18 protein-coding genes are annotated in these 24815 nt (G+C 26.9%); 15 read left to right on the forward strand and 3 right to left on the reverse strand.

All coding sequences use genetic code 11. From position 1 onward, the window contains the following. The first annotated feature begins 5 nt into the window (after positions 1-5). The gene (locus NG918_RS05595) at positions 6-962 is read left to right on the forward strand and encodes an aromatic acid exporter family protein (RefSeq protein ID WP_252214101.1); all 957 of its coding nucleotides are present in this window, start codon (positions 6-8) and stop codon (positions 960-962) included. 240 nt (positions 963-1202) lie between these two features. Here NG918_RS05595 and NG918_RS05600 read toward each other — a convergent pair whose 3' ends face one another. Then, complete coding sequence (locus NG918_RS05600; protein WP_252214099.1) at positions 1203-1937, reverse strand: GntR family transcriptional regulator; 735 nt, start codon at positions 1935-1937, stop codon at positions 1203-1205. 684 nt (positions 1938-2621) lie between these two features. On the opposite strand from NG918_RS05600, the gene udp reads away from it, so the two are divergent. The 8 genes from udp to NG918_RS05640 all read left to right on the forward strand — a co-directional run bounded on the left by udp (position 2622) and on the right by NG918_RS05640 (position 12476). After that, a complete protein-coding gene (gene udp / locus NG918_RS05605) occupies positions 2622-3404 on the forward strand; it encodes a uridine phosphorylase (protein ID WP_252214097.1) in 783 nt (260 codons plus the stop codon). A gap of 184 nt (positions 3405-3588) precedes the next feature. Next, on the forward strand, positions 3589-4791 hold the full coding sequence (locus NG918_RS05610) for a NupC/NupG family nucleoside CNT transporter (protein WP_252214095.1): 1203 nt from the start codon (positions 3589-3591) through the stop codon (positions 4789-4791). Between the two features lie 180 nt (positions 4792-4971). Then, positions 4972-6162 carry a phosphopentomutase gene (locus tag NG918_RS05615; protein WP_252225174.1) on the forward strand — a complete coding sequence of 397 codons (1191 nt, stop codon included), beginning with the start codon at positions 4972-4974 and terminating at the stop codon, positions 6160-6162. A gap of 210 nt (positions 6163-6372) precedes the next feature. Then, entirely contained in the window at positions 6373-7188 is an 816-nt protein-coding gene (locus NG918_RS05620) for a transketolase (protein ID WP_252214091.1), read from the forward strand. Positions 7189-7200: 12 nt separating this feature from the next. Beyond that, the gene (locus tag NG918_RS05625; protein WP_017353617.1) at positions 7201-8127 is read left to right on the forward strand and encodes a transketolase family protein; all 927 of its coding nucleotides are present in this window, start codon (positions 7201-7203) and stop codon (positions 8125-8127) included. Between the two features lie 73 nt (positions 8128-8200). Beyond that, positions 8201-8908 (forward strand): purine-nucleoside phosphorylase, encoded by a 708-nt coding sequence (deoD, locus tag NG918_RS05630; RefSeq protein ID WP_252214089.1) that lies wholly within the window; start codon positions 8201-8203, stop codon positions 8906-8908. A gap of 364 nt (positions 8909-9272) precedes the next feature. Beyond that, positions 9273-9917, forward strand: coding sequence for a fructose-6-phosphate aldolase (gene fsa, locus NG918_RS05635; RefSeq protein WP_252214088.1), 645 nt, complete (start codon positions 9273-9275; stop codon positions 9915-9917). A 408-nt stretch (positions 9918-10325) separates the two neighbouring features. Beyond that, entirely contained in the window at positions 10326-12476 is a 2151-nt protein-coding gene (locus tag NG918_RS05640) for a YhgE/Pip domain-containing protein (RefSeq protein ID WP_252225177.1), read from the forward strand. Between the two features lie 287 nt (positions 12477-12763). Here the strand turns inward: NG918_RS05640 and NG918_RS05645 are convergent, their stop codons facing one another. Continuing rightward, the gene (locus NG918_RS05645; protein ID WP_252225179.1) at positions 12764-12964 is read right to left on the reverse strand and encodes a hypothetical protein; all 201 of its coding nucleotides are present in this window, start codon (positions 12962-12964) and stop codon (positions 12764-12766) included. Further along, positions 12957-13325, reverse strand: coding sequence for an MATE family efflux transporter (locus NG918_RS05650; RefSeq protein WP_252225181.1), 369 nt, complete (start codon positions 13323-13325; stop codon positions 12957-12959). Before NG918_RS05650 ends, NG918_RS05645 begins: the two co-directional genes overlap by 8 nt. Before the next feature lie 269 nt (positions 13326-13594). Between NG918_RS05650 and NG918_RS05655 the strand changes: the two genes are divergently transcribed. The 6 genes from NG918_RS05655 (at position 13595) to NG918_RS05680 (ending at position 24514) form a co-directional block, all read left to right on the forward strand. Further along, positions 13595-15235 carry a ribonuclease J gene (locus tag NG918_RS05655; protein WP_252214385.1) on the forward strand — a complete coding sequence of 547 codons (1641 nt, stop codon included), beginning with the start codon at positions 13595-13597 and terminating at the stop codon, positions 15233-15235. Positions 15236-15722: 487 nt separating this feature from the next. Next, positions 15723-18230, forward strand: coding sequence for a dynamin family protein (locus NG918_RS05660; RefSeq protein ID WP_252225184.1), 2508 nt, complete (start codon positions 15723-15725; stop codon positions 18228-18230). A 26-nt stretch (positions 18231-18256) separates the two neighbouring features. Next, positions 18257-19015, forward strand: a complete 759-nt coding sequence (locus tag NG918_RS05665) for a viral A-type inclusion protein (RefSeq protein WP_252214080.1) — start codon at positions 18257-18259, stop codon at positions 19013-19015. 6 nt (positions 19016-19021) lie between these two features. Next, positions 19022-20791, forward strand: coding sequence for a dynamin family protein (locus NG918_RS05670; RefSeq protein ID WP_252214079.1), 1770 nt, complete (start codon positions 19022-19024; stop codon positions 20789-20791). 255 nt (positions 20792-21046) lie between these two features. Beyond that, positions 21047-22849 carry a dynamin family protein gene (locus NG918_RS05675; protein ID WP_252214078.1) on the forward strand — a complete coding sequence of 601 codons (1803 nt, stop codon included), beginning with the start codon at positions 21047-21049 and terminating at the stop codon, positions 22847-22849. 480 nt (positions 22850-23329) lie between these two features. Beyond that, positions 23330-24514, forward strand: a complete 1185-nt coding sequence (locus NG918_RS05680) for a DegT/DnrJ/EryC1/StrS family aminotransferase (RefSeq protein WP_252225189.1) — start codon at positions 23330-23332, stop codon at positions 24512-24514. Positions 24515-24815: the final 301 nt, after the last annotated feature.

The following is a 24815-nucleotide window of genomic DNA, read 5'->3' on the forward strand; positions in this document are numbered from 1 at the left end:
AACAAATGAAAAAGTATTTTCAGTCAAAAACAGTTAAGGCAGCATTATCAGCAACAATAGCAATTTTTATATCTAATTATATGGGCTTAGAATTTTCAGTAACATCAGGAATAATAGCAATTTTGAGTATTCAAGATACTAAAAAAGAAGCTTTACTTATTTCAATTAGAAGAATCTTGGCATCAATGATAGCAATATCATTATCGTTTATATTGTATTTAGTATTGGGAAATAATCCTATGATATTTGGACTTTTTTTGCTTATTTTTATACCAATAACTAAATATTCGAAAATAACGGAAGGAATGATAGTTGGGGCTGTATTGTCAACACATCTTCTAAGCAGTGATAATATAAATTTTTATTGGATTTTTAACGAAGTAACTTTAACTATAGTTGGTATTGGAGTTGCAATGATATTTAACTTGTACACAATGTCATTAGAGGAAGAATTTGATAAGAATAAGGATAAAATAGAAGAATATTATAGAATAATATTATCTGATATGGCATTAAGTTTAATTACTCAATCAGTACCAATATACGAACAAAGGATCTTAAGAGATGCGGAGGAGTTAATAAAGAAAACCAAGGTAATAGCTCATAAAATAGATAATAACTATATTTTTAAAAGTGATGATTATTATATAAGATATGTAGATATGAGGATAGCACAATTAAAAACTATAAAAAGGATGAAGAATCATTTTTCAAAATTTTATATGACATACGAGCAAACAAAACTATTATCAGATTTTACGAAGGATGTTTCAATAAATATTTATGAATACAATGATTGTATTAAGTTAATAGATAAGTTAAATTTGTTAAGAGATGAATATAAATTAATGGAATTACCTATAAATAGAGATGAATTTGAAAATAGAGCATTGTTATTTCAATTTTTAAATGATTTAGAGGAGTTCTTAATTATAAAGAAAGAATTTAAATCAAATTTTTAAAAGAATAATTTAATCACAATACTCCTATTTATGGAGATTAATATCTAGTAGGTGATTTTGTTATTAGGAACATGAAAATAAATAACAAGTCCAAAATTGCAATTGATATTTTTCATTAGGCAAGGAGACGAATTGCCCTCATAGCGAGTCTATTAGGTCAATTTGCCGACGTAGCATGATGGAAAATAAGCTAGCAAATGGACTTGTTATTTTTTCATTGTGCCTTATTAAATTATCTTTTTATTTTGTAGGATGTAGCTTTATAGATGTTGACTTTATAGGAAGATAATGTTTGTTTGATACAATTGGAAATTCATTATCTTTATATATAGTTTCTTGAATTAAGTAAAACTTATCCTCAGATGCAATTGGATGTTGTTTTGCTGCAAAATTTCCAGAAGTTGAATATTTTAATTCAATTAATATATCATTAGCTATTTCATAAAGTTCTTTTTCTAAAAACTCCATAACTTGTTTTTTATTGTTTAAGTCTATATTAAGTGATGATATAGTTTCAATTGGTATTAAAGTAAATGTATAAGCAATAGCTTTTCCTTGATACTTATACCATCTATCAACAAGAACAACAGCAGCTGTACTTTTAATTAAAACTTTATTAAAATAATCTGTAGAGGGTTCTATACGCAAAATGATTTCAACATCATCAATTGGTTCATCTAAAGATTTATAAACGGGATGTCCTATCTTTTCAAGACCAACGTCTTTGTTTGTCTCAGATTTTATTATAAAATTACCTTTACCTCTAATGTTTTTTATTAAACCATCATCTTGAAGTAAAGCTAAAGCCTGCCTTAATGTTGTTCTACTTACACCAATAAATTTTGCTAATTCAGGTTCTGAAGGAAGTCTACTACCTTCTTTAAATATACCTTCATTTATCATTTTAAAAAGTTGATTATATACAGTAACATATCTTAATTCTTTAGGTTTTACACTTAAGTTAATATCATTCATAAAATTCACCTTTCATTAATAACTAGCATAGGCTATGTATTACGCCAATTAAATTGTAATATTTTTCTATAAACTAAATAATAATGTATTGCTACAATTTTTTAACGCATAAACATAATATAAATTTTATAGAGTGTTTCTGATTTGAGATAACGATTTCTATTTTGTCAATAATATATAATGAGTGAATTAACTAGAGAATGTTATCTTAGAAAAACTCTATTTAGATTTTTAAATTTAACTGTGTTTAAATAATTCCATAATAAATAATTAAAAAAATAAATTAGACAAGTTTAATACAAGTAGATAAATAAAAGTCTAAATAAAAACATATTATAATAATCTATACTTTATTATAACATTAAAACATTAAATTTGAACATAAGTTAATCGTTGAGATTTAGTTGGGATTTACAGGTATAAAACTAATTATTATTAACAATATAACCAATATATCAATATTTTAACATAATTACTATACCTTTATAAAAAACTTGACATGTAAATAATAGACATGATATTATTTAAGAACAGACAACAATACAACAAAGTAGACAAGTAGAATGTGTGTCTAAAGTAATGTTTTGTGGCAAACATGTAATCGTCTTCCGGGTATATTACAAAATAAATCGGGAATACTAATAAAAACTAAAAAATACATAATAAAAAAATGGAGGGATTAAAGTGAAATATTCACAAGGATCAGGTAAACAATATCATATAGACGTTGCAAAGGGAGAAGTGGGAAAATATGTAATTCTTCCAGGAGACCCTAAGAGATGTGCAAAGATTGCTGCATATTTTGATAATGCAGAGTTAGTTGCAGATAAGAGAGAATATGTTACTTATACAGGATACTTAGATGGTGTTAAAGTAAGCGTTACCTCAACAGGAATTGGTGGTCCATCAGCTGCTATAGCTTTAGAAGAATTAGTAAAGTGTGGAGCAGATACTTTCATTAGAGTGGGTACATGTGGCGGAATGGATATTGATGTTAAAGGTGGAGATATGGTTATTGCCACTGGAGCAATCAGAATGGAAGGAACTAGTAAGGAATATGCACCAATAGAATTCCCAGCAGTTGCTAATATTAATGTAGTAAACTCATTAGTACAAGCATCTAAGACTTTAAATCAAGAATATCATGTTGGAGTTGTACAATGTAAAGATTCATTCTACGGTCAACATTCACCAGAAACTAAGCCAGTAAGTTATGAATTAATGGATAAATGGAATGCATGGTTAAGATGTGGATGTCTTGCATCTGAAATGGAATCAGCTGCTTTATTCATAGCATCAAGCTACTTAAGAGTACGTGTGGGTTCGGTATTCTTAGCTATTGCTAACCAAGAACGTGCTAAAGCTGGATTAGAAGATCCTCAAGTTCATGATACAGATGCAGCAATTAAAGTTGCAATAGAAGGGATTAGAAATTTAATAAAAGCAGATAAAGAAAATAATAAATAGTTATTAATAGAGAAAATTTCATGGTTTACAAATTATTCAAGAAAACTTGTTGATATTAATAGCAAAAGTATTAAAAGTTTACTAATGAAATTTTCTCATACTTAACGTTATTAAATGATGTCCAAAAGGTATGAGGTTTTATGGGAATAAAGTTAATACTATAACAAAAGACAGGAGAAAGATTATGAACATAGTTATAAATTTAATAGGTATAATTTTATTATTAGGAATAATGTACATTTTATCTGCAGATAAGAGAAGCATTCCCAAAAAAACTATATTAAAAGCACTTGGTATACAGTTTGTAATTGCATTTTTATTAGTAAAATTTCCATTAGGAAGAATAATGATATTAAAAGTATCAGATGTAGTTACTCAAGTACTTGATTATGGTAAAGAGGGAATCGGTTTCTTATTTGGAACAATAGGTAATGCTGGTGCACCTACAGGAATGATATTTGCCATTCAAGTATTAGGAAATATTGTTTTTATTTCAGCATTAGTTGCAGCTTTATATTATTTAGGAATATTAGGATTTATAGTAAAAATAATAGGTAAAGCTATAGGTAAAATATTGGGAACAACACAAGTTGAAAGTTTTGTTGCAGTTGCTAATATGTTTTTAGGCCAAACAGAAAGTCCAATATTAGTTAGTAAATACTTAAATAGAATGACTGATAGTGAAATCATAGTTGTATTAGTTTCAGGAATGGGAAGTATGTCAGCAACTATAATAGGGGGATATACTGCACTTGGAATTCCTATGGAATATTTATTAATAGCTAGTGCTTTGGTACCTATGGGAAGTATAGCAATATCAAAGTTATTATTACCTGAAAAAGAGGAAACTCAATTAATTGAAAATGTTAGCATGGACAATAAGGGTGATAATGAAAATCTTATTTCTGCAATTTCAGAAGGTGCTATGAGTGGATTCCAAACAGCTGTAGCAATAGGTACTTCATTACTTGCAATTATTTCGCTAGTAGCATTAGTTAATGGTATACTTGGAATTTTTGGAGTAAGTTTACAACAAATATTCTCTTATATATTTGCACCTATTGGATTCTTTATGGGATTAAATGGATCAGATATACTTACAGCAGGTCAATTATTAGGAAGTAAGTTAGTATTAAATGAATTTGTTGCATTCCAAGACTTAGGTAACATATTTGGTTCATTAAGTTATAGAACAGGTTTAGTACTTACTATATCACTTTGTGGATTTGCTAATATTTCTAGTATGGGAGTTTGTATTTCAGGTATAGCTGCATTGTGTCCAGAAAAAAGAAATACCCTTGCTAGATTAGCCTTTAAAGCAATGATTGGTGGATTTGCAGTTAGTGTTTTAAGTGCAATGATAGTTGGTCTTCTTACATTAATATAATAGTACATATTAAAATTATAATTAATAAGATATTACATTCTCTTAAAGTTATAAAAAAATTTTATAACTTTAAGAAATTTGTATAATAAATAACTATTTTAAATAGTATTGCCCATAATAAGTAAAAATATAGTAAAATTAGTGTTAAAACATAGTCTAATTTGGAAAGGAATTAAAGGTATGAAAAAGTATAATAGAATTTTTACAATTGTAATAGACTCACTTGGAATAGGCGCTATGCCAGATTCAATAGAATATGGAGATAAAGGAGTAGATACTCTTGGGCATATTGCTGAATCAGTAGAAAAATTTAATATACCTAATTTAGAAAAACTAGGTATATCAAATCTACATCCTATAAAACATGTAAAAGCAGCAGAAAAACCTTTAGCTCATTATATGAAAATGAAAGAAGCAAGTGTTGGTAAAGATACTATGACTGGTCATTGGGAAATGATGGGTTTACACATCACAAAACCATTCCAAACATTTACAGATACAGGTTTTCCAGAAGAATTGTTAGATGAACTAACAAAAAGAACAGGACACAATATAGTAGGAAATAAGAGTGCAAGTGGTACTGAAATATTAGACGAACTTGGAGAACATCAAATGAAGACAGGAGATATGATAGTATATACTTCTGCTGACTCTGTTTTACAAATTTGTGGTCATGAAGAAACTTTTGGTTTAGATGAACTTTATCGTTGTTGTGAAATAGCAAGGGAGCTTACTCTTAAAGATGAATGGAAAGTTGGAAGAGTAATAGCTAGACCATACTTAGGAGCTAAAAAAGGCGAATTTAAACGTACAAGCAACAGACATGATTATGCATTAAAACCATATGGAGCAACAGCACTTAATGCATTAAAAGATAATGGATTTGATGTAATATCTGTTGGAAAAATAAGTGATATATTTGATGGAGAAGGAATTACTGAATCAAATAAATCAAAGAGTTCTGTTCATGGAATGGAACAAACATTAGAAATAATGGATAAAGACTTTAAAGGATTATGCTTTGTTAACTTAGTTGATTTCGATGCTTTATGGGGACATAGAAGAAACCCAGTAGGTTATGCAGAAGAAATAGAAAAATTTGATGTTAACTTAGGAAAAGTATTAGAAAAATTAAAAGAAGATGATTTATTAATAATAACAGCTGATCATGGAAACGATCCAACCTATACTGGTACTGATCATACACGTGAATTTGTTCCATTTATAGCTTATTCACCATCTATGAAAGAAAATGGATTAATGGATACAGTAGATAGTTTTGCTACAATTGGTGCAACTATAGCTGATAACTTTGAATTAAAGATGCCTGAAAATACAATTGGTAAATCAGTACTAGGAAAGCTAGTTTAATAATATTTTAAATTACGAATATAATATCTTAAAATTGCATTGATTTTTAGAATAATAAGATTCTTAGTTCCAGGTAGAATTAATTTTACCTGGAAATTAGAATTCAGCATAAATGTAAGCATATTAGATTTAACTAGGCTAAAATGTGAATGTTTAAACAAAGTTAATTAAATTATATACTACAAATTGAAAGATTGGTTGGTGAAAGGTATGAATAAAGAAAATTTAGTTTCTACATTAAAAGAAGTAAAAAAAGACATAATAGAAATGATTTATGCAGCAAAATCAGGACATCCAGGTGGTTCACTATCTTGCTCAGAAATAATAACATACTTATACAATGAAAAAATGAATGTTGATGTTAAGAATCCTAAAGATCCTAACAGAGACAGATTCGTATTAAGCAAGGGACATGCAGCTCCAGCTCTTTACTCTGTATTAGCTGAAAAAGGATATTTCCCAAAAGAAGAATTATACAATTTAAGAAAAACAGGAGCTCTTCTTCAAGGACATCCAGATTCTAAGCATGTACCAGGAGTAGATGTTTCAACCGGATCACTTGGTCAAGGAATATCAAATGCAGTGGGAATGGCTTTAGGTCTTAAGACTCAAAAGAACGATGCTAAGATATATGTTGTTTTAGGTGATGGAGAATTACAAGAAGGATTGGTTTGGGAAGCTTCAATGGCAGCAGCTCATTATAAATTAAATAATTTAGTTGCTATAATTGATAACAATGGCCTTCAAATAGATGGTAAAAATGAAGATGTAATGGGAGTTTCTCCTTTAGATAAGAAATTTGAAAGCTTTGGTTGGAATGTTGTTATTTGTGAAGATGGTAATGACTTTGACAAAATAAATGAAGCATTCTTAGAAGTTGAAAAGTGTAATGATAAGCCAAGCGTTATCATTGCTAAGACTGTAAAAGGTAAAGGTGTTAGCTTTATGGAAGATCAAGCAGGTTGGCATGGTCAAGCACCTAATGAAGAACAAAGAAATCAAGCAATAAGTGAGATTGAAAGATAGGAGGAATTTAAAATGGGTAAAGCAACAAGAGAATCATACGGAATGGCATTGGTTGAACTTGGACGTGAAAATGAGAAGGTAGTAGTTTTAGATGCGGATCTTTCTAAATCAACTAAAACTAATGGATTTAAAGAAGAATTTAAAGATAGATTTTTTAATGCAGGTATAGCAGAACAAAACTTAATGGGAATGGCTGCAGGTTTTGCTAATGTAGGAAACATACCTTTTGCAAGCACATTTGCTGTTTTTGCTACTGGAAGAGCTTTTGAAATAATAAGAAACTCTATTTGTTATCCAAAGGTTAACGTAAAAATAGCAGCAACTCATGCAGGAATTACAGTTGGTGAAGATGGTGGATCACATCAATCTGTTGAAGATATAGCACTTATGAATTCACTTCCTAATATGACAGTAATAGTTCCAGCAGATCATAGAGAAGCAATGGCTGCAACAAAAGCTGCTGCTGAATTTAATGGTCCTGTTTACTTAAGATTTGGAAGATGCAATACAGAAGATATATTCGATGATAATTATAAATTTGAAATCGGAAAAGGTGTTGAGGTAAGAGAAGGTAATGATGTAACTATCATAGCTACAGGAATGATGGTTCAAAAAGCTATAGAAGCATCAAAAGAATTAGAAACTCAAGGAATTAAAGCAAGAGTTATAAATATTTCTACTATTAAACCAATAGATAGAGAAATAATATTAAAAGCTGCTAAAGAAACTAAAGGAATAGTTACAGCTGAAGAACATTCTATTATAGGTGGACTTGGAGCAATGGTTTCTCAAGTTGTATCTAGTGAATGTCCTACTTTAATTAAAATGGTAGGAATTAAAGATACATTTGGAGAATCAGGAACACCAGATGAACTTATGAAAAAATATAATTTAACTAGTGAAGAAATAATTAAAGAAGTTAAATCAATATTAAAATAGATTTTACTTATATAAGACCCAAATTAAAAAACATAACAATTAATTAAATTATAATAAGCGGAGGTAAGACACAATGAGTATTCATATTAATGCACCAGAAGGCGCTATAGCAGAAAGCGTATTATTACCAGGAGATCCTTTAAGAGCTAAATTTATAGCAGAAAACTTTTTAGAAGATGTAGTTTGCTACAATGAAGTTAGAGGAATGTATGGATTTACAGGAACATATAAAGGTAAGAGAATATCAGTGCAAGGAACCGGAATGGGTATCCCATCAATGTCTATATATTCTACTGAATTAATAGAAAGCTACGGAGTTAAAAACCTTATAAGAGTTGGAACTTGTGGTGGTTACCATGAAAGAGTTAAAATAAGAGATCTTATAATTGCAATGTCAACTTCAACAGATTCAAATCTTAACTTAGTAAGATTCCAAGGTAGAACTTATGCGCCAACAGCAAGTTTTGATTTATTAAAACCTGCTTATGATATAGCAGTACAAAAAGGATTTGAACCTAAAGTAGGTAGTGTATATAGTTCAGATATATTCTATGGAGATGATAATGAAGATTGGAAGAAATGGGCTGATTTCGGTTGCTTAGGAGTTGAAATGGAAACAGCAGCATTATATACAATAGCAGCTAAACATAAAGTTAATGCATTAACTTTATTAACAGTAAGTGATCACTTTATAACAGGTGAAGTAACAAGTGCAGAAGAAAGACAAACAACATTCAAAGCAATGATGGAAGTTGCTCTTGATACAATAGTTTCTTTATAAAAAATTAAAGTTCTAAGTTTTAGATGGAGTAATATTTCATCTAAAACTTAGAATATTTATTTAAGTAAGTGCAAACGTTATATTTTATTCTTTAGGAATTTATATTATTAAGAAATTTGTGTATAATTTTTAGGATACTGTTTTTTAAAGGTATGATGAGTACACCTAAAGAATAAAAAATAATCATATGCCGCACCATTATTCCTGCACTGCGTTTGGAAAGGGTGCATGGCTAAAAAAATCGAGGGCTCTAAAGTCGCCTTAGCGATTTTGTTCTAAAGTAATCGTTAACTTTAAAAGTTGAAGGATTATGTATACTAATTATAGAATAAATAAAGTAAGAAAAGATTAGGAGGATTAATCGATGAAAATTTTTGTTGATACAGCCAATATTGAAGAAATAAAAAAAGCTAATGAGTTAGGAGTTATTTGTGGTGTTACTACAAATCCTTCACTTATAGCAAAAGAAGGAAGAGACTTTAAAGAAGTGATTAAGGAAATCACAAGCATTGTTGATGGTCCAATAAGTGGAGAAGTTATTTCAATGGAATGTGAAGGAATGGTTAAAGAAGCACGTGAAATAGCTAAAATTCACAAAAACATGGTGATAAAAATTCCTATGTGTGCAGAAGGATTAAAAGCAGTAAATATTCTTCATAAAGAAGGAATAAAAACAAATGTAACATTAATTTTTTCAGCAGTACAAGCATTACTTGCAGCAAGAGCTGGTGCAAGCTATGTAAGTCCATTCTTAGGAAGATTAGATGATATTGGAAGTACAGGTATTACATTAATAGAAGATATATCTGAAATATTTGCAGTTCATGGAATAGATACTGAAATTATATCTGCAAGTGTTAGAAATCCAATTCATGTATTAGACTGTGCTAAAGCAGGATCTGATATAGCAACAATTCCATACAATGTTATTATGCAAATGATCAAGCATCCGCTTACAGACGCAGGAATTGAAAAATTCTTAAAAGATTATGAAGGCATGAATAAATAAAGTATTTATTGGCTCTGTTTTATCTATTATTGATATATACATAAGCAAANNAATACTCATTAAGAATTCTCAAAGTACGATTACAATGCCGCTTTACATATTGCATATGTCAATATTGATTTAAGACAGAGCCAATTTTTTTATATTTAAGCTTACTTTCTATTTTACTTTCTAAATTTTTTCTTTAGTCACAATCTTAAAGAAATTCTGTCTATTCTTATATATACGCATCTGAAAATATCTATATTTATTTTATTATTGTAGTCTGTTTTTATTAACCTTGGAATTATCGTCTCTTTTATAATAAATAACTAATAAATTTTTGAAAATATCCTAATAATATACTTAAGAATGTTATTTGTTATGGAAAGGAGAGCTACTTGTATAGAGTATAAGTAGCAGCATAATATGAAAAACATATTTAGTATTTATAAAAGAGATATAAGAAATATAATTACCAACTCATCTGCACTTATTGTAATAATGGCTTTATGTTTACTACCATCCTTATATGCTTGGTTTAATATAGCAGCATCGTGGGATCCATATTCACAAGAAGCTACAAGTAAAATTAAAATTGGTGTTGTAAATAAGGATAAAGGTGCATATATATTGGAAAATTATATAATCTTAGGCGATGAAGTTATTAATGGATTAAAAGAAAATAATTTATTAGGTTGGCAATTTGTTAGTGAAGAGGAAGCCGATGAAGCTATTAAAAAGGGGAAATATTATGCTACAATAACAATTCCAGAAGACTTTTCAAAAGATATGACTTCAATAATAACTAGTGATATTAAAAAAGGAACTATAATTTATACTGTTAATGAAAAAATAAATGCAGTTGCTCCTAAATTAACTGATAAAGGTGCTTCAGGAGTTCAAGAAAATGTTACAAAGAGTGTAATTGAAACAGTTAGTAATTCATTACTTACGGCATCAAGAGATGTGGGAATTGAATTAGAAGATCAAATACCTAAAATATCTAATGTATATAATATGTTAGAAGAAATTAGAGGCAGGTTCGGAGAAATAAATGAAGCAACTGATTTAGCTTATGATGGTGTAGTTAAAATTAAAGAGTTAGTTAAAGAAATACAGGAAGGTATACCTTTAATTTATGAAACATTAAATAATACTAAGAGCTTAAGTAGTGAGGTAGAAAGTTTTATTTCTGTATCTAAGAGTGGATTAAGTGATATGTCACCAACAATTAAAGAAGATATTAGATTAGTTTCAGAAATAAGTAAAGATATTTCATCATATACAAATAGTATTATAGATGCTATAAACTCTGGAACAGAGAAAGCACCAGAAATGATTAATAATTTAATAAATAAGGTAAAGAGTTTAGAAAAAGTAAATGATTCAGTATTGAGGTTTCTAAAAGTACTAAATAATATTAGTTCTACTAAGCCCCTAAATGGAATTGTAAATAAGCTTGAAACGTTACAAGAAAATATTTATAAAATTCAAAATTCACTTCAAAGTATAAGAGATTCTTTAGATGCTGGAAATACTGTAGATTTAAGTTTATTAAACAATATAAAAACATTAGCAGATAATATTGCATCAACAAGTGAAGATATATATTTAAAGTTTGACACAGAAATACTTCCACAAATAAATAATATATTTGACAGTGCATTTAAAGTTGCTGAAAATACATTAACAATGATAGAAGAAGCTGAAAAAAGATTACCTAATGTTGAAGGCATATTAAACACTGCTTATAAAGGGGCAGACAAAGGAATAGAAGGAATAACTTTTGTTAAAGAAAAACTTCCAGAAGCAGAAAGAATAATAAATGAAATAACAGATAAAATGAAAAATGTAACAGACGAACAGAGTTTAAAAGAATTAATAGACTTATTAAAAGAAGATGTTCAAGAAAGAACGGATTTTTTAACTACTCCTGTAAATCTTGAAACAAGAGAATTGTATCCAATGGGCAACTATGGAAGTGCTATGACACCGTTTTATAGTGTATTATCTTTATGGGTTGGATTATTATTGTTGCTTTCAATTTTAACTGTTAATACTCATGGAGAATATAAATTTTGGGAAATATATTTTGGTAAGTTAATGCTATTTATGACTGTAGCACTAATTCAATCACTTATAGTAGTTATGGGAGATTTATATTTATTAAAAATATATTGTTTAAATCCTATGTTATTAGTCCTAGGAATGTTATTTACTAGTGCTGTATTTGTATCAATACTTTATTCGGCAGTTTCTGTTTTTGGAAATGTTGGAAAAGTTATAGGAATAGTATTATTAGTATTACAAATAGGTGGATCAGGAGGAACATTTCCAATAGAATTAACCCCAAAATTTTTTCAAATGATACATCCTTATTTACCATTTACATATGCTATATCTTTTGCAAGAGAAGCAATTGGTGGAGTAGTAGGAGAAGTATTAACAAAAGATATAATAATATTGTTAATTTATGGAGGTGCTTCTATTTTAATTGCAGTATTTTTAAAGAAGCCTATAAATAAACTATTAGAAAAGTTTACAAAAAAGTTTGAGGAAAGTGGAATTTCAGAATAAGTAATATAATTAAAAAATCAAGGTTTTGTTTGAAAAGAAATATATTTTAACTTTTACTTAAACAAGACTTGTTTTTTTAGTTTAATTAAAATTTAATAATTAAGATGTATTAATATAAAAATGAATGAGTTATAATCTTAATATAAAGTAAAATTATAGAAATGTTATTTGAAGTGAATAATGAAGAATATAAGTATAATAATATTGTGATCTAGTAGATCAGTATATAAAATAAAATTCCTTGGAATATTTATTTTATCCAAGGAATATTTTTAATACATTGTTTTTTATCCAAGAAGTTCTGTTGATTTTGTTTTTAAAAAATTTAAATCATTAATACTCATCTTGTCTATGGTTTTATAATATTTTATTGCCAAAGGAATACATGCTGCAATCCATGCTATTGGGCTAGCTAAACATATACCAGTATACACAATTATAGCAGGCAATGTAAATGCAACAATAACTCTTACTAATAATTTAAGCAACGCCAGCCATCATAGGAATAAATCTATCTCCAATTCCTACATAGATAACACTTATATAAGCATTAGCACTATTTATAATATCTTCTGGGGTATTTAACAGCCTTAATAGTGATTTAGAAAATAAAAGACTTAAAGTGGTTATTATTATAGTTATTATAAAACATAAAATTATTGATGTTGCAACGGAATTTCTTACACCTTCATCACCATTAGCACCAAATTTTTGAGAAACAATAACAGAAAATCCACTGGCAAGTCCTACTATAAATCCTATTATTAAAAAGAAAATAGATCCTCTTGCTCCAACAGCAGCAAGAGACTGGATGCCTAAAAATCTACCGACTATAATAGTATCAACCATACTATAAAGTTGTTGAAAGATATTTCCGATTAATAATGGAATAGAAAAAATAGTATTAACTTAAATAAAAAATATATTATTGTACTGCAAATGAATAACTTAAATTTAAAGTTATATATTTAATCGTATATGTACATACTTAAAATAAGAGATGAAAGTAAATGAGGAGTGAAAATGTGGAAAACACTATAGAAACTAAAAAAGAAACTAAAAATTTAAAGAGTTACAAACCAAAGAAGGTTTCACTAAAAAATAAGGCGAAATTAAAAATAATTCCATTAGGTGGACTTGGAGAAATAGGAAAGAATATTACAGCATTTGAATATGGTGATGAAATAATTGTTATAGATTGTGGTTTAGCATTCCCGGATGAAGATCTTTATGGAATTGACATCATAATTCCTGATGTTACATATTTAATAAGAAATAAAAATAAGGTAAAAGCCTTTTTTATAACTCATGGTCATGAAGATCATATAGGTGGAATACCGTATGTATTACAACAAATTAATGTTCCAGTATATGCACCCAAATTAACATTAGCATTAATTGAAAGTAAACTAGAAGAACATCATATGTTAAATGATTGTAAATTAAATCTTGTTGAAATTGGTGAAACTATAAAATTAAAGAATTTTAATATCGAATTTATTAGAACCAATCATAGTATTCCTGATGCTTGTTCTATAGCATTGCATACACCAATGGGAATTATTGTACACAGTGGAGATTTTAAGGTTGACTTTACTCCAATAGATGGTCATGTAATAAATCTTCAAAGATATGCAGAACTAGGCAGAAAAGGTGTATTATTATTGATGGCAGATAGCACAAATGCATTACATAAAGGATATACAATGTCAGAAAAGACAGTTGGAGAAACACTAGATAATCTTTTTAGTAAAGCAACCGGAAGAGTTATTGTATCTACATTTGCATCAAATGTTCATAGACTTCAACAAATCAGCGATTGTTCTATAAAAAATAAAAGAAAGATAGCTTTTAGTGGTAGAAGTATGGAGAAAATATCAGAGATTGCAATGAATTTAGGATATTTATCTATACCTAAAGAAATGATAGTATCATTAGATGAAATAAAGAATTGTCCAAATGACCAAATTACTATTGTGACAACAGGTAGTCAAGGTGAATCAATGGCAGCTCTTTCTAGAATAGCAGCGTCAACTCATAAATATATAGAAATACAAAAGGGAGATGTGGTTATAATTTCAGCATCTCCAATACCAGGAAACGAGAAAGCTGTATCAAATTTAATAAATGACTTGACTGAAAAAGGTGCTAATGTAATATATAAAACAATAGAAGACATACATGTCTCAGGTCATGCATGTGAACAAGAACTTAGGGTGATTCAAAGCTTATTAAAACCTAAATTCTTTATTCCTGTACATGGTGAATATAAACATTTGATTACTCATGCTAAAATTGCTCAAAGTATGGGGCTTAAAGAAGAGAATATATTTATATTAGATACAGGTGATGTATTTGAATTATCAAAAAACAAGGGAAAAGTTATTGGAAAAGTGCCATCTGGAAGAGTTCTTATAGATGGTCTTGGAATTGGCGATGTGGGAAATATGGTCTTGCGAGATAGAAAAAATTTAGCTGAAGATGGAATTATAACTGTAGTAGTAGCAATAGATAGAAGAAATAAGGTAATATTATCAGGACCAGATATAGTGTCAAGAGGTTTTGTATATGTTAGAAATTCTGAAGATTTAATTAACAATGTAAGACGTATAGTTACAAAAGTTGTAGAAAAATGTTTAGACGATAATATAACACAATGGGCAGAAATTAAAAATAGAATAAGAAGAGAAGTAGATAGTTTTGTATATACTACAATGAAAAGAAAGCCTATGATATTACCAGTAATTGTAGAAATATAACTTATTATAAAATATTAACAATATTATAAAATGTAAGGATCAAAAAAACTAGGCTATGCTTTGAAAATGGATATATTATAAAAACAATTTATAATATATCCATTTACTTAAGGCATGGCTTATTTTTATGCTATTATAGTATTTTTTTACATCTAAAAATGTTAATAATCAAAAAACAAGATTAATAGTATATTTAACTAGTTTATTTCTTTTTTAATAATATGAAAAACTAAACTTATGATGAGAAATTAATTAGTAATTTATCTTAATAATTAAAGAAATAATAAGAAAAGATAACAGGTCTATCTAACAATTCCTCTAAAATATATGTAAAATGTAAAAACATAGAAAAATATAAGGTTTCACAGTTAATTTAATGATTTTTTGTAAATAGAAATTAGATAAATGTAGTCAATTGTGGTAATATAACAGTAAATGATTATTTATGAATACATAACATGAATTAGCATAAAAGATGGAGAAAATTATGAATAAAGATAACTATATATTAGATACAATTGAAGATATAAAAAATATATTAGAACAGAATGAATACAGAAGAAATAGATACAGTAATGATGTTGAATGGTTAAAGCAACGTAAAAAACAAATAAAAAGTAATATAATAAGAATTGCTATTATGGGAATAACAAGCAGTGGGAAATCAACATTAGTAAATTCATTGCTAGGGGAAAGGCTATTACCAGTAGCTATTTTGCCAAGCTCAAGTATAATAATAACAGTGTCTAAAGGCGAAAAAAGACAGGCTACTATATACTTTAAAGATAAATCTCCAGAAGTTTATGATGATACTAATTTAAATATGGAAGTTATATCTAAGTATGCTGATGAAAATAGAAATTCTAATAATAAGTTTAATGTAGCTCAGATTGATATAAAATCACCTAACTTTTTATTAGATGACAATATTCAGTTAATAGATAGTCCAGGTCTAGATGCTTATAATTTAGAAATGCATGAAAAATTAACTTTGGAGATTCTATTACCAACAATAGATATTTGTGTATTTTTAACTACTGTTAAAGCTAATAGCGACCAAATTAATTTAGAAAAAATAAAAATAGTAAATGATAAAAAGAAGCAAATAATATTAGTTCAAAATATGATAGATTCAATAGAGGAAAAGATAGGTAAATATGGCATTGTTGAAGAAAATAAATATATCATATTAGACAAGCATAAAAAAAGAGCAGAAATATTATTACAAAAAGCAACAAGCAATAAAGAGTTTGATATTATTCAAATTTCTTCTTTAAATGCTTTAAATGGAAGAATAAAAAATAACAATAATTTATATAATGAATCTAATCTTGAAGGTTTTATAAAGTCTATATATAGGTGTGTTGAAAATATTACCCCAAAACTAAATATTCAAAGGCAAGGGAGTATTGTTGAAAGAATTGGCAATATAATTGATACTGATAAAGAAATCATAGATGGAAGCAATTTAGAAGATACAAGTTACATAAAAGAAATACTTAATGATATTGATGATCTTAATTATGATTTTAGAGTATCTAGAGATAAAATAACATCTAAAATTAATCTTATAGATAAGGTAACACTTAATACAATAGAAGAAATAAACGAGTCGGATTCAAAAGAAATAAGTAGCTATTCAGATATAGTAGAAAATATAAATAATAAGAGTAAAAAGATAGAAAATCAAATTTTAGGTATTGTAAGAGAGTGTGAAGAAAAGAAAAAGGAAATATACGAAAAACTGAATATTGATATTAGATTCTCATATTCATTACCTAGTATGGAAAGTGAAGATATATATGTTAAGCACAAATACGAAGAGAAAGTAAAACTTATAAAAAAAGATGGTTTCTTTAATGTAGGAAAGAGAATCTTATCAGATATATTTGAAACTGACTGGGGATATGAAAAGCAAGAATATGATGAAAAAGTAGTAGATAAAGAGGCTACTATACTTATGGTTAAAAAAGTATGCAATGAAAGTAGTAGAAAATATATGAGTATACTTTATGATTGGAGCGAACAGTATAGTAATTCATTAAGCCTCTTCTATAGTGAGATAAGTAAGATAGAAGAAGAGTTTAAAAAGAAGAAAGAGCAAAATATAGAACTTTATGATATAGATAATGTTATAAAGGACTTAAAGATTATAAGAAATAAGCTGAAGAATAAATATAATAATGTAGAAGAAGCAGCTTTAACATTAGATGAAGAAATAGAAAATAAAAATGAAGATAAAAATCTGAATATAGAGGAAATAGAATTAACCAATGTTTCTTACAATCTTTATAAATTAAGTAATGAAATATTTAAGAAAAGCTATTCAATGATAAGTAATTACATAGAAGAAAAAGTTTTATCTATATCTAAAAAAGAAACTCATCAAATATTTTGGACTTGGGATTTAGAGGCTGCATCTAAATTTATTTCTAGAATGTATGATTTGTATTTAAATGATGAAGAACTTGAAATTATAAAGAAACAAGGAATATACACTTTAAATAATATAACTATAATATATGAATTATCTCAAAATAAAGTAGAAACAAATAAAATACTAAATATTAACTCTTCAAAAGAATACAATATGTACTTACTTTTCAATGGAATTCAAATAGGTAGTTCAGAAAAGCAAATACTTGAAAATATTAATCTTAAAAATATAGTTTTAAAGAATAATATTATGATAAATTTGGTTATAGATTCTAGTAGAGAATTTATAAATGCTAATAATATAAAAGAAATACTTACAGCCACTTACTCGTTTAAGAAAAAAATTAAAAATAGAATAAATAATTCTAAGATTGGCTATGTATTAGTTAATTCTAAAAATCCTATTTACAATTTAGCATTAATAGAGGGGCAAGAAAATGATGGATTTTTATTAAGTCAATATAAAGATATAAAAACTAAGTTGTTTGCAAATATATTATCTCGCGGTAATGAAGAAAAACAAACATTAGAAGAAATATTGAGCTATTTTTTAAAGTAATATTATAAAAACTAAGGAGCAAAGAAATGGACAAAAAATCTTTACTAATACAATGTGATGAAGTTACAAAAAATATGATGGATGAATTGCAACAAGACATGATAGAGTCTTTATCAAGGATATCTAAAAATATAAATGATGAACTTAAAGAAAACTTAAAACCTCTTGAAAAGAAAATCAATATATTAAAAGATGAACTTGGAGAAGGTAATGAAGATATAGAAGAAAAAATAGAAGAAATAAGTGGTAATATATCAAAAATTTCAAAATGTGTAGAAGAAATTGCTGAAGAACATAATAAGCTTTTAAATGGTGGTTTAAACAGAATTGCTATAACTCTAGAAAAGTTAAAAGATCGTGTTGAAGATTCAGATAAGCAGTTAGAAGTTAAATTATCAGAGGGTGTTGGAACAATAGAAAAGAAAATAAATGATTTAAATATAGAATCTTTAGAAGATAAATTAGCTATTTTAGGAGTTAAAATGGTTAAGAATTCTGGAAATAATAAAGAAGAAATAATAAATAAGATAGAAGAAATTAATATTGATGAAGTTGGAACAAAAGTAAGCTTATTAGAAGAGGCTATTAAGATTAATATAAATAATAGCTGTGAAGCTATAGAAAAATTAGATACAGTACATGAAAAAATGTTAGAAAAATATGAAGTAATGAATCTTATAAATGATATGGAAATTAAATTAAATAAGAAAATGAGCAATATACAAGAAGAAGTTGAATGGGGAAATAGATCATTCTTTGCAAGGATTTTTGGAAAGAGGAGATAATATTTAATGAAATATGTAGATTTAATAAATGATTCTAGATTTAATTTTTTATTAGAGAAATATCTTAATAAAGATAATGCTGTAAATTATATAGATTATTTTAATCATTTTATTGACAACTTAAATGAAAAAGAAATAATAATACCTGTATTAGGTATTCAAGGTGCTGGAAAAAGTAGTTTTCTTAATTCTATTTTAATGGAAGAGAATATATTGCCAACAGATGTTGATGAAACAACTTGTGTACCTGTTGAAGTAAGATATGGAGAAGATACTGAAAAAGCTATAGTACATTTTTTAGATAAAGAATGTAAAGAAATAAAATTATGTGATTTAGAGAAATATGTTCATAATGATTATAATATGGCAAATGAGCTTAAGGTATCTAAGATAATCTTATATAATAAAAACGATGTATTAAACAATAATGTAGTACTTGTTGATCTTCCAGGTGTGGGCAGTTTAACACCTGAAAATCAAAGAACTACATTAGACTATGTAAATAAATTGGTTTCTGGAATATTTATGTTGAGGACAAACCCTCCAATTACAAGAACTGAAAGAAATTTTATAAATGCCTTATGGCCTAAATTGTCAAATACAATTTTTGTTCAAAATAAGTGGAATGATGAAAGTGATGAAGACGCACTTGATGCAAAAGAGCATAATGAATATGTTTTAAATAGTATTTGTGCGGAACATAACGAAAGCAAAGAAATTAATGTAAATGTGGTTAATGTTTATGAAGCGGTAAAAGGTAAATTTACTAGAGATAACACACTTTATGAAGACTCAGGTATATTAAATGTTATAGAAAATATAGAAAATGTATCTAAAGAATATAATATAGGTTTAGAAAAGTCTTTAAATTCAAAAATAGTAGGAGCATTAGAAAATATTAATGATAAAATAGAAGAATATAAGACATTATGTTTAAATGAAAAAAAACAAAATGATTTAAATAAAGAAGAAAAGATTAAAGAAATAAAAGCTATACTTTTAGATAATAAAAAGAATTTTAGAAGAATTAGAGCTTATGCATATGAAGAAATGGAAAAGATTATCGATTATGCTTCAAGTATTATAAAAGAAAAAATAACAAATTTAAGAGCTAATTTAAAAGCCATAATAAATAGAGGGATTGTAGATGGAGAAAGACTAAGTTTAATATATAAAGAATCATCGGATAAAGCTATAAATGATATTATGGATGAAGTATTAGATAAAACAAGTGAATTAATAAAAAACCTTAACAAAGAATTAAATGGTATAACAATAAAGGGCTTTTATGGTCAATATGAAAACATATCATTTTTTAATAAAGAAAGTGAATTTAAATTTGAAAAATCGCTACCATCATTGTTAGGGGTATCTGGCGGACTAATAGGGACACTTGGAACTGTAGGAACATTAGGAGGTCCTCTTGGAATACTTGTTGGAATGGGAATTGGAATGGCATTTTCTTTGATAGGTGATTTTGTTCGTAAGGAAATAGTAGAAAATAGAGCAAATTATACATTAAGGGATTTAGAGCCTATGGTTGAAGATTTAGAAAACTATTTAAAAGAAGAAATACTTGATGATTTAAGAGCAAAACAACAAGATATGGATGATTCAATAAAAGAGCTAAGAAAGAATTTAGAAAATAGCTTTAAAGATGATATTCAAAGTATAGAGAAACAATATGACTATGCCTATAGTGAAAATAATATATTAGAATTTGAAGATGATTTAAAAATATTAAATGAAGTCAAAGAAGATGTAGGATTAATTTAAAGCAGTTAGTATGTTTTAGAGCAGATATGTTTATATATTCATAAGTAAAGTGGGCGGAGTAATTAAACTTAGGAATACTAAAATAACTATAGTCCCTTTTTAGCTTGTTCCCAATATAAAATTGAGACAAGCAGTAAAATGGACAATACTTATTAAGTATTCTCAAAATCTAATTACAATGCCATTTTACATATTGAATATATAAACATATATTTTAAAATATAGTCAAATTATTTAAAGCAAGGGGATGAATATATGAATAATTTTGAAAGATGTATAAGTAGACAAAAGAGTATTGATTCAATTGTTAAAACTTTAGGAAATGATGATATTACTGAAAAGAATTTTTTAGTTAAAGATAAAATAATGAATCCTTCACATTATGTTGTTATGCTAGGAGAGACAAGCTCAGGAAAAAGTACATTAATAAATGGATTATTTAAAGATAAAATTTTATTAGAAAGTGTTAAGCCAACAACTGGAGTTGTTACTGAAGTTGTTATATCTGATGAAGATGAAGAAAAATTAATAGCTGTAAATAAGGATTCGAGTACACAAGTTATAGATAAAGATATCTTTGATAAGTTACTAGTAAATTATAATAAGGATTTACATAAGCTTAAATATGTTGGAAAAGCTAATAATTCTAAATATAATGGAATGAGAATTTTTGATACTCCAGGTTATGGTTCACTTGTAGAATATCATGAGGAATCATTAAAAAGCTTTATTCCACAAAGTGATTTTATTATATATGTAGTATCTTATAAAGTTGGAATTGGTGATGATGATTTTCAATTTTTAAAATATGTTGGAGAAATAATAAGTGAAGATGTAGAAGTTATTTTAGCAATTAATATGTGTCCAAAAGATATGTCAGAAGATAATAAGAGAATATTGGAAATCAAAAAAAGTGTTAATAAATGTATTAAAAAAGATGCAAAGACATTCTTTATAGAAAGTAATAAAGAAAAACATCCTGATACATCTATGCTTTGGGAATATGTATATGAAAGAGTTAATGATGATGATAAAAAAGAGGAACTTGCTAATAGTTTGAAAAATTATCAAGATTATATATTAAATGAATGTAATATAAAGATTAACTCTAAGGTTGCTAATATAGAATCTAAAAAAGAAGGTATAGAAGAACGATTAAATATACTAGGAGAATTTTTAGATAAAAAGCATGAAATATTAACTACTATAGATAGGGGATTTACAAAAATAAAAGTAAGTTCAGTTAAACTTATAGATAAATCTGCAATAGATGTAAAAAATAAAATTACTGAATATGTTCATGATGAAAGCAAATGGACTAAAAAAGAAGAGACATATACATTAATGCAAAATTATTATGTTCCAAATTTAATAAATGAAGAAACAGAAACTTTAATGAGAGATATTGAAAGTGAAATAATACTTTTAGATAAAAATATTGAAGATATATTAAAAGAAGCCATATCTAAATTAGAAGAAAAGATAAAAGTAAGTATTCCATCTTACACAGAAGTTATGGAAGGTGTATTAAAGCAACACATAGGAGATGAGATACAACAAGCAACTGGAGAAATGTTTAGAAAAGCAACTGCAAAAGAAGACAAAGATAGTATAAGCAATCCAGAAGATATAAATTTAAATAAATTAGGTAATATAGTAGATACTAAATCATATAAACATGCACATGAAAATTTAAAACATTTATTAAAAGCAATAAAAGCCTCATCAATAAAGGCTATTACTAAGTATCTAACTGTTTTTACTGAATCTGTATTTTACTTATATGATTCATTGACATGGCAAAAGAAGATAAATGAGATTTCATTAAAAGCTATAGATAATTGGGCGGAAGACGTAGAAATATCTATAAGAAGATATTTAGATTCTTTACGAGAAACTAATAAAGAAGAGATAATGTCTTTATTTGATGCATTAAATGAAGAATTTAAAGAAGATGAAAAGAAGTTAGAAGATATTAGCGGAGAAGAACTAATAAGACTAAAAAAAGAAATAGAGTTCTTATTGCATAGATGCCTCTATATATCAATGAATAAGTAAATTTATGTTTGAAGAGTGTTAATATATGCATAAGCATATTGGACTAAGTAATTGAATTTAGGAATACTAAAATGAATATAGTCCCATTTTAGCTTGCTCTCAATGTAAAATTGAGACAAGNNAAAATCCAATTACAATGCCAATTTGCTCATTGCATATATTAACACTCATTTAAAACACAACTTATTTAAAAAAACGTTAGTATATAATATTATAATTACAAAGAATTTAAATCTAATTAAATATTACTATTGACTCATACCTTAGGTAGGAGTTTATAATAAATATTGAAGTAGGAAATACTTAGTATAGGATGTTAAATTATTAATAAAAAATTACTAGAGATAAATTTGTTTAGGAATGATAAAAATAAAAAGTAGTATCATTAATTAAAAAAAGCAGATTTTAATTAAGAAATTACTCTTATACTAATAGATAGATATTTAAAAAATTTTCATATTAAGAGAGGAATGAATTTTAATGACTAAAATAAAGAATATACCTTTTTCACCACCAGATATAACTGAAGAAGAAATTGAGGCAGTTTGTGATGTTTTAAGATCAGGATGGATAACATCAGGACCTCAACTTGCTAAATTTGAAGAAGGAATACAAGAATATTGTAAGGTTAATAAGGCTTTAGCATTAAATAGTGCAACAGCTGCTATGGAATTAGTTCTTAAGGTTTTTGATATAAAAGAAGGCGATGAAGTTATAACTACTCCTTATACTTATACTGCTACTTCAAGTGTTTCTGTACATAGAGGAATTAAGCCAGTATATGTTGATGTAAAAAAAGATACATTTGAAATGGATATAGATAAAGTAGCAGAAAAGATAACTGAGAAAACAAAGGTAATTATGCCAGTTGATATTGCCGGAGTACCTTTTGATTATGATGAACTTAAAAAAGTTTTAAAAGAAAAAAATAGAGAAGATATAATAATACTTTGTGATTCAGCACATTCATTTGGAGCTAAATACAAGGGCGAAAGAGTTGGATCTCAATGTAACTTCCATTCTTTCTCATTTCATGCAGTTAAGAATTTAACTACAGCAGAAGGTGGAGCAGTTACTTTCAATGATAATAACTTTGAAAATCATGAAGATTTACAAAAATACATGAGATTTACAGCTATGCATGGTCAATCAAAAGATGCATTAACAAAGCTTAAAGCTGGAGCATGGGAATATGACATCATTAATGATGGATTAAAATGTAATATGACAGATATAAGTGCTGCAATAGGTTTAGTTCAACTTAAGAGATACGAAGAGCTATTAGAAAAGAGAAGAGCTATCTTTAAGGTATATAATGATATATTATCAAAAGAAGATTTTTCAATAATACCATTTACTAAAGATGATAATGGTACAGAAACTTCTTATCATTTATATCTTTATAGAGTTAAAGGATTTAATGAAGCCAAGAGAAATGAAGCAATAAGCAGATTAGCAGAAAAGGGAATAGCAACAAACGTTCATTATAAGCCACTTCCAATGCTAACACTTTATAAAAACCTTGGATATGATATAAAAGATTATCCAAATGCTTATGCACAATATGAAAATGAAATTTCTCTTCCTGTATACACAAAATTATCTTTAGAAGATGCAGAATATGTAGCAAGAGAAGTTGTAAAAGTTATTAAAGAATTAATATAGTAATTTAAAATTTAAATTGCAATATAAAGTTTTTAGTACGTAAATTATATAACTTTGAAAAAATTAAACTAAAATAACAGAGTTAAAAATTACTTAACTATAGATTTAGTTTATATGAAAATATTAATAACAGACAATTAATTAAAAGTAGCATATTTAGTGAAAACTATTATATGCTACTTTTTATGGTTAGTACAATTTAGTTAAAATTTAAAATACACATTTGTTTTAGAGTTATGTTTATATATACAATAGGTAAAGTGGCATTGTAATTGAGCTTTGAGAATTCTTAATGAGTATT

Origin of the sequence: Clostridium sp. ZBS2 (genome assembly GCF_023845855.1) — a bacterium.
GTDB classification, from domain to species: domain Bacteria; phylum Bacillota; class Clostridia; order Clostridiales; family Clostridiaceae; genus Clostridium; species Clostridium aquiflavi.

Excerpts from the sequence above, each read along its gene's own strand:
- NG918_RS05660 (WP_252225184.1), top strand. The coding sequence starts at position 15,723 with ATGAATAAAGATAACTATATATTAGATACAATTGAAGATATAAAAAAT.
- NG918_RS05595 (WP_252214101.1), top strand. The coding sequence starts at position 6 with ATGAAAAAGTATTTTCAGTCAAAAACAGTTAAGGCAGCATTATCAGCA.
- NG918_RS05600 (WP_252214099.1), bottom strand. The coding sequence starts at position 1,937 with ATGAATGATATTAACTTAAGTGTAAAACCTAAAGAATTAAGATATGTT.
- NG918_RS05650 (WP_252225181.1), bottom strand. The coding sequence starts at position 13,325 with ATGGTTGATACTATTATAGTCGGTAGATTTTTAGGCATCCAGTCTCTT.
- NG918_RS05675 (WP_252214078.1), top strand. The coding sequence starts at position 21,047 with ATGAATAATTTTGAAAGATGTATAAGTAGACAAAAGAGTATTGATTCA.
- fsa (WP_252214088.1), top strand. The coding sequence starts at position 9,273 with ATGAAAATTTTTGTTGATACAGCCAATATTGAAGAAATAAAAAAAGCT.
- NG918_RS05640 (WP_252225177.1), top strand. The coding sequence starts at position 10,326 with ATGAAAAACATATTTAGTATTTATAAAAGAGATATAAGAAATATAATT.
- NG918_RS05615 (WP_252225174.1), top strand. The coding sequence starts at position 4,972 with ATGAAAAAGTATAATAGAATTTTTACAATTGTAATAGACTCACTTGGA.
- deoD (WP_252214089.1), top strand. The coding sequence starts at position 8,201 with ATGAGTATTCATATTAATGCACCAGAAGGCGCTATAGCAGAAAGCGTA.
- NG918_RS05670 (WP_252214079.1), top strand. The coding sequence starts at position 19,022 with ATGAAATATGTAGATTTAATAAATGATTCTAGATTTAATTTTTTATTA.
- NG918_RS05665 (WP_252214080.1), top strand. The coding sequence starts at position 18,257 with ATGGACAAAAAATCTTTACTAATACAATGTGATGAAGTTACAAAAAAT.
- NG918_RS05680 (WP_252225189.1), top strand. The coding sequence starts at position 23,330 with ATGACTAAAATAAAGAATATACCTTTTTCACCACCAGATATAACTGAA.
- NG918_RS05610 (WP_252214095.1), top strand. The coding sequence starts at position 3,589 with ATGAACATAGTTATAAATTTAATAGGTATAATTTTATTATTAGGAATA.
- NG918_RS05625 (WP_017353617.1), top strand. The coding sequence starts at position 7,201 with ATGGGTAAAGCAACAAGAGAATCATACGGAATGGCATTGGTTGAACTT.
- NG918_RS05620 (WP_252214091.1), top strand. The coding sequence starts at position 6,373 with ATGAATAAAGAAAATTTAGTTTCTACATTAAAAGAAGTAAAAAAAGAC.